The sequence below is a fragment of the Bradyrhizobium sp. 147 genome, from assembly GCF_023073935.1.
Lineage (GTDB): Bacteria > Pseudomonadota > Alphaproteobacteria > Rhizobiales > Xanthobacteraceae > Bradyrhizobium.
In genome coordinates, this window is the sequence record NZ_JADPKL010000013.1 from 1 (window position 1) to 12100 (window position 12100).

7 protein-coding genes and 1 pseudogene are annotated in these 12100 nt (G+C 62.5%); 7 read left to right on the plus strand and 1 reads right to left on the minus strand.

Annotated elements, in window-relative coordinates:
• Positions 1 to 619 precede the first annotated feature (619 nt).
• The 5 genes from IVA87_RS03675 to IVA87_RS03695 all read left to right on the plus strand — a co-directional run bounded on the left by IVA87_RS03675 (position 620) and on the right by IVA87_RS03695 (position 5627).
• Entirely contained in the window at positions 620 to 1039 is a 420-nt protein-coding gene (locus IVA87_RS03675) for a CopG family transcriptional regulator (RefSeq protein WP_247332740.1), read from the plus strand.
• The gene (locus tag IVA87_RS03680) at positions 993 to 2228 is read left to right on the plus strand and encodes a PHB depolymerase family esterase (RefSeq protein ID WP_247332741.1); all 1236 of its coding nucleotides are present in this window, start codon (positions 993 to 995) and stop codon (positions 2226 to 2228) included. The genes IVA87_RS03675 and IVA87_RS03680 overlap by 47 nt, the downstream gene beginning before the upstream one ends.
• Before the next feature lie 243 nt (positions 2229 to 2471).
• On the plus strand, positions 2472 to 2693 hold the full coding sequence (locus IVA87_RS03685; RefSeq protein ID WP_247332742.1) for a hypothetical protein: 222 nt from the start codon (positions 2472 to 2474) through the stop codon (positions 2691 to 2693).
• Between the two features lie 10 nt (positions 2694 to 2703).
• Positions 2704 to 3483, plus strand: a complete 780-nt coding sequence (locus IVA87_RS03690; RefSeq protein ID WP_346658335.1) for an MFS transporter — start codon at positions 2704 to 2706, stop codon at positions 3481 to 3483.
• Positions 3484 to 4247: 764 nt separating this feature from the next.
• Positions 4248 to 5627 (plus strand): carbohydrate porin, encoded by a 1380-nt coding sequence (locus IVA87_RS03695; RefSeq protein ID WP_247332745.1) that lies wholly within the window; start codon positions 4248 to 4250, stop codon positions 5625 to 5627.
• A gap of 1664 nt (positions 5628 to 7291) precedes the next feature.
• On the opposite strand, the pseudogene IVA87_RS03700 reads toward IVA87_RS03695, so the two are convergent.
• Positions 7292 to 8418: pseudogene (locus IVA87_RS03700) on the minus strand (YihY/virulence factor BrkB family protein).
• A 131-nt stretch (positions 8419 to 8549) separates the two neighbouring features.
• Between IVA87_RS03700 and IVA87_RS03705 the strand changes: the two are divergent.
• Together IVA87_RS03705 and IVA87_RS03715 are read left to right on the plus strand one after the other, a co-directional pair.
• Positions 8550 to 11234: a glucose 1-dehydrogenase gene (locus tag IVA87_RS03705; RefSeq protein WP_346658334.1), complete on the plus strand. Its 2685-nt coding sequence runs from the start codon at positions 8550 to 8552 to the stop codon at positions 11232 to 11234.
• A 36-nt stretch (positions 11235 to 11270) separates the two neighbouring features.
• The gene (locus IVA87_RS03715; protein ID WP_247332744.1) at positions 11271 to 11720 is read left to right on the plus strand and encodes a low affinity iron permease family protein; all 450 of its coding nucleotides are present in this window, start codon (positions 11271 to 11273) and stop codon (positions 11718 to 11720) included.
• The last annotated feature ends 380 nt before the right edge of the window (positions 11721 to 12100 follow it).

Sequence of the window (12100 nt, forward strand, 5' to 3'; positions counted from 1 at the left end):
ATCGCCACCCGCGCCTCCAGCGCAACGGCTCCTCATCGCCTTCGCTAGACCTTCTATCCTCTGTCGCACAGCTATCGGCCGTGTGAGAAATGCGGGCTAGACGAGCGCGGGAGAACCAAAAGCAAGCGCTACCCCACTCGACCAATGCTGGAGGGAGACTGGGGGACAAATGGAACGTCTAACTGGCCAGATCGTCCTGGTCTGCCGCTGCCCTGACTTAGCACCGCAAGGCGGGATAGATACGGACCTGATGTTGGCTCCAGAAAGCGCGGCATGGGCCGGCTTGGGTGGGAGCTGGCGCAGCAGATCAGGGAAATCTCGCCTGGCTTTCCCGTGGTCTACATGACGAGCGCCGGCGCGCCCTGACTGGAAATCGCAGGGCGCCGACGGCAAGGCCTTTGCCCCGCCCCAGTTCGCTGCCGCGGTGTCGCAGCTACTCGATACCGGGGCCTCATCGGCTTGAACCGCTCCGAGTTTCCGATCCTTTGACCCCTCGGTGGTGGCTGATCGTCAGCTCCAGTGTCTCGTCGGATGGCAAAACTTCCTCTTGTAAAACCTCATCAACCATCCATTTAGCTTCTATGCGCCATCCACTGGGATGGTCTAATGGATAATTTCGATGGCTGACAATGTTCGCGACCTGCGTCCCAGAGCCCCAGACACCGAGAAAATCACGATCAACCTTGGCTACGTGGACCTCGGCCATGTCGATCTGATGGTGCAGGAAGGGTTCTATTCGAACCGCACCGATTTCATTCGCACGGCCATCCGCAATCAGCTCGAGCGGCATGCAGATGTTCTCCAGCAGTCGACGGCCAGACACAGCTTGGACCTCGGGCTACGCAACTTCACCCGCCAGGATCTCGAAGCGGCTCAGCGCGCCGGCGAGATGCTGCACATCAACGTCCTCGGCTTGGCGACCATCGCCCAGGACGTCACGCCCGACCTGGCACGCGCCACCATCGCGTCGATCTCGGTGCTCGGAGCCCTCCATGCCACTCCCGCGGTCAAGGCCGCTCTTGCCGACAGAACCAGGTAAAGCAGATGCTGATCGAAATACGATCCATGAGGCCACTCGTCTCACGCGTGCGGGCAAGTTGGTCGAGGCCACTGCGCTTCTGCAGCGCATGCTCCGGGGTGAAACTGGCGCAGAACCGTTTGATCGCGCGGGCCCTCCGGCGCCAGCGCGGCTGGAGCCGCCGACCATCGAGGTGAAGGCCGACGTGGTCGGGGAGAGGGAAAGGCGCCCAGCCACGCGGGCCGCTTCCGCGCAGCGGCGCGGACGGCCCGCGCCTTTGGACAACATGCAAGAGTTCGCCGGCCTCGGTCTGCGAGGCCCGATATTGCGCGCTCCTCCGTTCATGTCAGATGTCGCGCCCGACGGGACGCAATTCATCGCCGGCACATTCCGCAACGCGGCCGGAGTTCGAGCCTACAAGCTGTTCGTCCCGAGCCGCTCGCGAGGAGAGCCCCTTCCCCTCGTCGTCATGCTTCACGGCTGCACCCAGTCCGCGGACGATTTCGCGGCCGGCACACGCATGAATTTTCTGGCTGAAGAGCGGAATTGCTTCGTGGTCTATCCCGAGCAGGCGACCGCAGCCAATCAGTCGAAATGCTGGAATTGGTTTCGTACCGGTGACCAGGAACGGGATGGCGGCGAGCCTTCGCTTATCGCGGGCATCACCCGCCAGGTCATGCAGGATCATCGGATCGACCCAAAGCGCGTGTACGTAGCGGGGCTGTCCGCCGGCGGCGCCGCGGCTGCCGTCATGGCTGCGACGCACCCCGACCTCTACGCCGCCGTTGGCATCCATTCGGGCTTGGTTTGCGGAGCCGCCAGTGATCTTCCCTCCGCTCTTGTCGCCATGCGGCAGGGAGCCCGTTCTATCATTTCCCATGGCGGACCGCAGGTGCCGACCATCGTTTTCCATGGCGACCGAGACACAACGGTGCATCCGAACAACGGCGACCGTATCGCCGAACAATCGGGTAATGCGTCGGATTTCAATGCGAAGGTCATCGGTGGAAAAGTGCCACACGGGCACGCGTATACCCGCACCATTCTGACCGACGTGAGCGGGCGCGCCGTCTCCGAACACTGGAATGTTCACGGCGCAGGCCACGCTTGGTCGGGAGGAAGTCCGGCGGGATCCTACACGGATCCAAGCGGCCCGGATGCAAGCAGGGAGATGCTTCGCTTCTTTCTCGAGCAATCGCTCCCGACTTAGTCGGCATCAGGTTGATGCCAATAGAGCAAGCAGAGCGATTGCAGGCTGAATTAGCGCGGCCCGGATTGAAGTTTGCTGAAGCCACTGGCCGTGATCTTCACCCCGATTGAGCGCGTGCGTCCAACGGACGCTCGCGTCGATCGCGCTACGTCTTCCCGGGCGGCGCGCGGTGCGGGGAAATGTGGCAGACGTTCCAAAGTCGGAACATCGCGCATGACGGGAAGTTAGTGGGTAGGAGCACCCGTGATGGGCCTGAAGCGAACGATCAAAAACCTCGGCCCCTATCCGTCGCTCCTTCTATTGGCAGTACCCACGGCGACGGTCGAATCGTTGAAGCTTGTTGCGTTGGCGGTTGCCGGCAAAGGCCATTGGATCACCGGGACCGCGATGATCGTCGCCTGCTATCTCCTTAGCCTGTGTGTCGTCGAAAGGCTCTTTGTGATCGTCAAGCCGAAGGCCATTTGAATACGGCTGGATACGGGGTTCGGGCTCGGCCGCCTTCGTCGTGGGCACGATCGTCGTTGGACAACTGATCGGTCCTGCTGACCTCATGCCGGTAATCTGGATGAATGCCAGCCTACTGATCGCAGCGGCCAGCGCGACAGTGTTTATGCCCGCTGTTAACGCTCAAGCCGCTCCACCTGCGCCGGCGGCATCGTTGGCCTTCGGAGAGGTAGGTGCTCTTTTGGCGATCCCGCGATTTCGGATCCTGATTTTGGTTTCCGCTTTGGTCTATGGAAGTCACTCGATGCACGACGCATTTGCCGTCATTCGGTGGAGCGACGCTGGAATAGGAACTTCCGTTATAAGCGTTCTGTGGTCGGAAGCGGTGGCGGCAGAAGTTTTGGTCTTCTTTTTCGTTGGTCCTGCGTTGATTGAACGGTTTGGCGTGCGTGGTGCGGCTATCTTAGCAGCCGCGGCCGGCATCATACGTTGGCTGATTGAGGGAGTAACGACTTCTATTGTGCTTCTCTCAATGATTCAGCCCTTACACGGGTTAACCTTTGCGCTGCTCCATCTCGCTTGCATGGGCATGATGAGGGCAGTTATCTGCCCGACGGTCGCCGCCACCGCCCAAGCTATTTATGCCTTTGGTTCAGGCCTCGTTACCGCTGCGTTGATATCGCTGTCCGGCATTCTTTATGCTCGATATGCAGGAGCTGCGTTCTTGCCGATGGCAGCTCTCTGTGCATTGGCCCTCCCGTTGGCTGGGTACGGCTTTGCCGACCAAAGGGCGCGATGCGGCCCTGTTTGATCCAACAGGTCCAACTGCCGGCGCATCGGCATCTTTATCGGCGCAGCGCGCGCGGCACGACGCTACGCTTGCGAATATCGCCAGGTGACGAAAAGGCGCCAATTGGCAGGAGGCGCTTGGGGCGACCAGTCCAATGCCGATGAAGCGCGAGACTTATATCGGGCGGGCGCGTCACTCCGAGTTGCACAGCGTCCAGAACGTACCTGTTACTCTCTTAACTGAGCGGCGTTACCGCCGCGCGATGACATACCCGATGAGGAAAGCGACGGCCGGCGAAGCTAGAGGAGCTTCCCTGACCAAGTCACGAACAATTTGGGACGACGCGCTGTACTGTCGGCCTTCCTCTAGAGATTCTCGAATGTTGCGCGCCACCTCCCGCACACTCTCTGATACTTGCTTTAGGGTGGACATTGTGCCTTCGTCACTCATGGTTCTTCCTCCTTAGGCTGCAACCGCCAACCGAAGTTCCCTCCGACCTATCACCTAAGGGATCGGGTCTAAAGCAAACGGGCCTCCGATGCCGCCGCGGTAGAAAGGTGCTCCGCCACTCGCCGTATGTTTCCGGCTTGCTGGGGCAGGCGCTGATGAGGCAACCAACCTCCGAAGAGCATCAGTGTCGACTTGACGCGTTCCTGCCGGACTGGACGCGGAGTTGCTGAGCAGTTGACCTCTTGAATCAACCCTGCCGTCATGCTCCCAATGGGTCAGCCCCACAAGGGCGGGTCGACAAGGGGTGGTCCATATTGAGCAACCGCATCCGACGTCTGGCGCATACCATCCTGTTTGCCGCTCTGCTTGCGGCCACGCAGGCGCTTGCTCAGGAAGAGAAGAAAACGGATGAGGACAAGCCGGCAGACCCTGACACCGGCGAGAGCACTGTTGAGGAAAAAACCTTGGGGATACTGCCAAATCCATTCCAAAAATACGGAATTAAATTTGCAGCCACCTACATCGGCGAGACGCTTGGCAATATCTCCGGTGGGCTGAAACAAGCTGTTATCTATGAAGGACGGCTGAACCTCGCGGTGGATGTTGATCTGCAGAAGCTCGTAGGGGTCGATAAGCTGACATTCCACGCCAACATGTTCCAGATTCATGGTGAAGGATTGTCGCGCAGTAATCTCGGCAATTTCTTCGTCGTGAGCGGGATCGAGGCGCTACCATCCACGCGGCTATATGAAGCCTATTTCGAGAAGCAGTGGGGAAACAAGAAGGTCTCTCTGAAGTTCGGCCAGCTTGCCGCCGATAGCGAATTCTTCAACACCAAATACACCGACGTCTTTACCAACGCCTCACTGGGCTGGCCAGCGATCACAGCGATCGATCTGCCAAGCGGGGGGCCGTCGCCGCCCTTAGCGGCGATGGGCACCCGACTTCTTGTCAACATCACCGATCAACTGTCAGTCCTTGGCGGGATCTTCGATGGCAACCAGGCAGGCCCTGGGCCGGGTGACCCCCAAGAGCGCAACCGCTACGGCATCAATTTCCGGGTCAACGATCCACCCCTGCTTCTTGGGCAAGTCCAATACGCCTGGAACAACAAGAAAGGCGATCCGAGACCTGCCGGACAAATCAAGCTTGGGGGCTGGCGCCATTTCGGCTCGTTCGCCGATCAGCGGCTGGCATCGAACGGCGTGTCGCTGGCCGCACCGACGAGCAGCGGTACGCCCCTGCTGCTGTCCGGCGATATCGGTGGATGGGCGGTGTTCGAGCAAAAAGTCTATCGCGCCGCGCATAGCGACGATCGCGGCATCGGCGTGTTTGCGCGGCTCTCGGGCGCGCCGGCCGATCGTAACCTGATCGATCTCTATGCCGATACTGGCATCGAATTCATCGGGCTGAGCGAGACTCGGCCCGACGATAAATTCGCGATTGCCGCCGGTTATGCTCACGTCTCCCGGCGTGCGCAGGCGCTCGATCTCGGTTACCGAGCCACAGTCAACGCGAACTGGCCAGTGCGCAGCTTTGAAGGATTGTTGACCGCGGTTTATCAGTATCAGGTACGCGACGGCTGGACCTTGCAACCCAACTTCCAGTACATCATTCATCCCGGCGGAGGCGCGACTGATCCCTCGAGCCCTTTGGCAGGAAGGGCGCTCAAGAATGCCGCGGTCTTAGGGCTACGCACCACCCTCAAGTTCTAGCAACCGAACGCATCAGCAGCGTGCCCGCTCGACGATGCGCAGGGCGCGTGTCAGGACTATCGCGAGCACCCGCGAAGCCGCCGCTCGCTCTCATTTAGCAGGCGTTGTTTTTATTGCTATCCTGATCCGATTTTCGGGGCGCCGTTGAGAGAGCGACCTCTAATAGATTTACCGGTCGAGATCTCCATAATCGTCATAGTCACGAACTACATTTCCCGCGTGAAGCGTTCCACCGGACGCCAGCGTTCGTGAACGACGATTCTCGAAGCGGGCGGCCTCTAATAAGCAGGATGGATTACGATTGTCGGCGACAATGGGTATGCTTGGCGCATGTGAACCCGCCAGCAAACGGCTCCGCAACATGCGATGGCGGCCGAGGCACGCACCGTGGAGAACGCGAGAAGACTGACGGCAAGGCCGCGGAGCGTCGACGGTAGCGTCCTGATCCAGAAGCCCCGTGCCCCCGCGGGATCGGGTACCGCGGTCTCGCAGCTACTCGACACCGGGGCCTCAGCGGCTTGCACCGGGATCGCTGTGAGTTTCCGATTCTTCGATCGAGCCCGCAAGTGTGCCGGCGCATCGTCGCTTCCTCGCGCTCTCCTCTAGCCCGCGTTGCGGCGGCGGCCCGGGCCGCCGCTACCGCCATCCAGTCCCGCAGCAGGCCTCTACCATCTCTCGAAAAGGACGCGCGACGTTTGAGATCGTCCAGCGTCTCCCCGGGATGGCATCGCTCGAAATCCTCGCGGATCAGCGACCCGACGTAGTCTGCTGAATCGAGATGCTGGTGCGAGTAGGTCTTCATGGTTGTCGTTTCGGTGCGCGCAGCCAAGGGCGACCCGAACGGGGCACAGCGGCAAGAGCGATCGTTGGTTCACGAATGGTTGCCTGGATCGACGAGGACGGTCTTGAGGTCGCCGACGGGTTCTCGACGGAGAGGCACCGAGGCCGGAACCTGTGCAAGTCCAAGCCGCTCGCAGCCAAGGGGACTCGCCTTGAAGGAGCCGTCACGATGATCGAAACCGATACCCTCTTGGAAAAGTCCGCTGCGGCGCCTTGCCGATGGCCGCGAACCTGCAGCGGACCTCAACCGCACAGCCGGACATCCGGTTCAGCTGTCCAAGGTGCCACGGTGACGAGGCGGACCGGCTGCCCGTCCGTGCAGCATGGCCCGCCGCGGACTCTGGATGCGGCCTGATAAAGATCCGCTCGCACAGAAAGCCACAAACTCGAATTCGCAGACGGCTCGCAATGGCAGGTGTGTCCTGGCGATCTGGATCTCGCTCGCCTGGAAGCCCGAGACTGACCGATGGTCGATGGGCGGACGATGACGTGGCCTCAGACGCGCTCGTCGGCGCGGGCGTAGAGATCCGCGTCATACCAGCCGGCGAAAGTTGGCATGTGCGCGAGGTCAAGACGCGCTGAAGCAAGGTTGATCGCGGGAACGCGGTCCGATGTGATTGCGGTTTCGCACCGCGCTCTTGAGCCCGTCCGTAGACTCACGGAATCCAAAACGCGTCGCCGACGGGCTATCTATCGGGCAGCACCGGGCTGGCGTATTTCATCCCTTTCATAATTCGCCGGTGGACCGCAGGCTGTAAGTCTGCGGCCATTTTGCATATGAACATTCGAAACGCGGCTGGTCGTGCGGGCCGCCGCCCATATTATCAGCCGCCGCGGTCCGCGCCCACCGTATCGGCCACCCTGGCGCCCCGTGCGCCGATAGGCTTCTCGGCGCCCGTGGTCGTGTCGCGCGCGGTCTGGTGCTCCATCTCGGCATCGAGCTCGGCTCCAAGCAGGATCACGATGGCGGAAATCCACAGCCAGGTCATGAAGCCGATCGCCGCGCCGAGCGAGCCGTAGGTCTCGTTGAATCGAAGTTGGCGGCGTACCAGGAGAACAGCGCGGAGGCACCGAGCCACAGGACGGTCGCGACTGCGCTGCCCCAGGTGATCCAGCGCCAGCGCGGTGCTTCGCGGCTCGGTCCGAAGCGATAGATGAGCGCGAGCGCCAGCGCGACCGCGACGAACATCGCGGGCCACCGAGCAATGCGAACGAGAAGATCCGCCGCGTTCGACAGGCCGACGAAGTTCAGCGCCACAGGCAGGACCACTACCGCGCCAAGTGCGATCAGTACGAAGGCGATCCCGGCGAGCGTGAAGGAGAGGGAAAGCGCGTTCAGCCTCACGAAGCTTCGCTTCTCTTTCTCGCCGTAGACGATGTTGAGCGTGTCGAACAGCGACTTCATCGCGGCGTTCGCGCTCCAGAGCGATACGGCGAGCCCGACCACGAAGGTCAGGCCGAGCGTCTGGTTGCCCTTCGAGGCGACGCGCGTGAGCTGGTCTCTGGCTACGTCGACGGCGCCGCTCGGAATGAATCCCGAGACTTGGTCGAGGTGCTTGGCGATGCTTCCGGGGTCCGAGAAGAGGCCGTAAATCGCGACGAGGGCCGCCAACGCCGGAAAAAGCGCAAGCAGGCTGTAGTAGGTCATGCCCGCGGCGAGCGCGAGGACGCGGTGCTCGGAGATGTTGCCGTAGACCCGCAGCAGGATGTCTTTCCATCCCTTGGCCGGGATCTCGGACGGCGAGTCGGCGAGCCGGCCCCGGTCCTCGCCCTCCACAGCGACAGCCGCAGGCGGCGCGTCGCGGCGATCCTGGCGCCTTTCGAGTTTGGCGTCGTCTTCGGGAGCGACCTGCTCGGTCAGAAATGCCGCTGCCAAAAGCGCGAGCGCAGCGGCGACAGTCCAGCCGCTGACACCGGCGCGGTCCTTGGTTTCGCCAGAGGGGCTCCTCATCGTCCAAATCCAGCCATGCCCCATGCTGCGGCCAACCTGCGATCGACAGGAACGTTCCCGGCTGCCCATAGGCAATTCCGCCGAGAAGGAACTCCTGACCATCCGCGCGATTTGGACCCGTGGTACCTTCGATGCTCCGGATAGAGGATTACGCGCTGATCGGTGATTGTGAGACCGCCGCCCTGGTGGGGACGGACGGTTCGGTCGACTGGCTTTGCCTCCCGCGCTTCGATTCGGACAGCGTGTTCGCCAAGCTCCTCGGGAACGACGAGAACGGCCATTGGCGGATCCAGCCGGATGAGCAGCATTCGGCTTCACGCCGTTACCGGCCCGGATCGCTGATCCTCGAAACCACGTTCAAGACCGACAAGGGTCGCGTCCGGATAACCGACTTCATGCCGCCGAAAATCGACGGCTCCAAGATCGTCAGGATCGTGGAAGGGCTGGAAGGCGCCGTCCGGATGAGCACGCAACTCGTGCTGCGCTTCGACTACGGCGTGACGGTGCCGTGGATAAGCCGCCTCGAGGCCGGCGGCCTGAGCGCGGTCGCCGGTGCGCACATGCTGGTGCTCAGGACCGATCTCCCGCTGCGCGGCGAGCCCATGAAGACCGTCGGATCGTTTTCGGTCGAGGCCGGGCAGCGGGTGACGTTCGTGCTGTCGTACCAGCCGTCCTTTGAGGCGCCGAAAGAGCCGATCGATCCGGACGAAGCTCTCCGCGATACCGACGGCTTCTGGCGCGAGTGGTCGGGACGCTGCCATCAGGCAGGGCCGTATTCCGAGGCCGTCCAGCGCTCGCTAGTGACGCTGAAGGCGCTGACCTTCAGGCCGACGGGTGGGATCGTCGCCGCCGCGACGACCTCGCTTCCGGAGCAGATCGGCGGGCCGAGAAACTGGGACTATCGCTTCTGCTGGGTTCGCGATGCAACGCTGACTCTGCTGGCCTTGATGGGCGCCGGATACTACGACGAGGCGCGCGGCTGGCGGGACTGGCTGTTGCGCGCCGTCGCCGGCAGCGCGACGCAGCTTCAGATCATGTACGGCGTCACGGGCGAGCGTCGCCTAACGGAATGGGAGGTCCCGTGGCTCTACGGCTACGAAGGGTCGAAGCCCGTCCGCATCGGTAACGCCGCGCATGCGCAGCTTCAGCTCGACGTCTACGGCGAGCTGATGGACGCACTGTATCAGGCGCGCCGCGGCGGACTCCCCGAGAACAAGCGAGCCTGGCAGATCCAGTGCGCGCTGCTCCATCACCTGGAGTCGATCTGGACAGAGCCCGATGAAGGCATCTGGGAGGTCCGGGGCGGTCGGCGGCATTTCACCTACTCGAAGGTGATGGCCTGGGTCGCGTTCGACCGCGCGATCAAGAGCGCCGGCGAGTTCGGCATGGATGGTCCTGTTGACGAGTGGAAGAAGGTCCGCGCCGATATCCACGAAGATGTGTGCCGGCAAGGCTTCGATCCGGATCGCCAGACCTTCGTCCAAGTCTATGGCGAACCGCAGCTCGATGCCAGCCTTCTCCTGATCCCGGCGGTCGGCTTTCTGCCGGCCGAGGACGCCCGGGTAGCTTCCACCATCTCCGCGATCGAGCAGGAGCTGATGACGGACGGCTTCGTCCGCCGCTACGACACCGGCGCGACGGAAGACGGCCTGCCGCCCGGCGAGGGCATGTTCCTGGCGTGCAGCTTTTGGCTGGCGGACGCCTATCAGATGGTGGGCCGGCACGCCGACGCCGTGAAGCTCTTCGAGCGCCTCGTCGGTCTTTGCAACGACGTCGGGTTGCTCTCCGAGGAGTACGACGTGACGCGCGGCCGCCTGGTCGGGAACTTTCCGCAAGCCTTCTCCCACATCGCGCTGGTGAACACCGCCCACAACCTGACGCACGTCGAGAAGCCCTCGGAGCAGCGTGGAAGTAGGCAAGCAATCGCAATCGTTTCGGCGCGGTCGGATGCGCCCCCCCTGGAGGAAAACATGAGTGAGGCAGTCAACCCCACGGCAACGCCGGCCCGCCGCTTCGCCGTCGTGCTCGAAAGCCAGCCGGCGCTGGTGACCGGGGCCAACTCGGGAATCGGAAGGGCGGTGGCCCTTGGGCTTGCCGCGAGCGGAGCCGATGTCGTGGTCAACTATGTTGTCGATCAGACAGCGGCCGAAGAGGTCGCGCACGGCATCGAGGCTTCTGGGCGCCGCGCCATCACGATCAAGGCAGACGTGAGCGACGAGGACCAAGTCAAAGCCATGTTCGCTCAGGCGATCGATCATTTCGGCACGTTGCACATCCTCGTGAACAACGCCGGCCTGCAGCGCGACGCTGCCTTCCATAACATGACACTCGAGCAGTGGAACAAAGTGATCGGTGTCAATCTCACCGGCCAGTTCCTGTGCGCGAGGGAAGCCGTTCGGGAATTCATGAAGCGCGGTGTGGTCGATCAGATCTCGGTCGCGGCGGGTAAGCTCGTGTTCATGAGCTCCGTCCATCAGGAGATCCCTTGGGCCGGTCACGTGAACTATGCGTCATCCAAGGGCGGCGTGATGCAATTGATGCGCAGCATCGCCCAGGAAGTCGCTCCCCTGGCCATTCGCGCTAACGGGGTGGCTCCGGGCGCCATTCGCACCCCCATCAACAGGCCCGCCTGGGAGACTCCGGAGGCCTACGGTCGATTGATGTCGCTGGTGCCGTACAAGCGCATAGGCGAGCCGGACGACATCGCGCAGGCAGTGGCCTGGCTCGCGTCCGACGCGGCGGACTACGTCACGGGCGCCACCTTGTTCGTCGACGGAGGAATGAGCCTCTACCCGGGTTTCGCGACGGGAGGCTGATCGGGCCTTCAGGTTTACGTCAGAAAGGAGCACTGCATGCGAAAGAGCCATCAGGAGAGCGAGAGGCACCCACGGCGCCTGTTCGCGTCGATCGCGAACAAGGCTTCACAGGCGGCGGGCCGCGCCTCGACCTTCGTTCTGGCTTGCGCGGTGATCATCGTCTGGGCCGTCACGGGACCTCTCTTCCACTTTTCCGACACGTGGCAGCTTGTCATCAACACCGGCACGACCATCGTCACCTTCCTGATGGTCTTCCTGATCCAGAACTCACAGAATCGGGACAGCGCCGCGATACAGGTGAAGCTGGATGAGTTGATCCGAACCGGCACCGTCCAGAACTCCTTCGTCGGAATCGAGCATCTCTCGGCCGACGAGCTGGAGGAGCTGCGCGCCCGCTGCGAAGAGAGGGCGAAGGCGGTCGCCGCGGGGATAAGAAGCGACAGGAGGGGCGGTTCGCGCAAGCGCCGCAACGAAGAGGCCGGGTAGGCGGGTCCTCAGCACCAGCGAAGAAGCCCGTCTTCCCGAGATGCTGCGCCCCCTGGCTCCGAACCATGCTATCGTCGGCGGAAAAACGTCCAGGGGAGGCGGATGGCCTTCAGGATCAAACCCTTTTCGAGGTTCAGAAGGCCGTTTCCATGGCCCGGCGGGCGCGAGGTGAGAATTGGTCCGGCAACTTACGCGCTTCTGGCACCGGGCCAGGCCACCACCTGTCCGGACATGACGTGCCGGTCGCGGCCGCTGTCCTTGGCGGCATAGAGCGCGCGGCCTGTCAATCGGCGTTCGACTGGGACCCCCTATCGGCATCCAAAAGGGACCCCTTTGATCGGCGTGCTCTGCTGGGAGCGCTCGGGTCGTCGGAGCTGGTC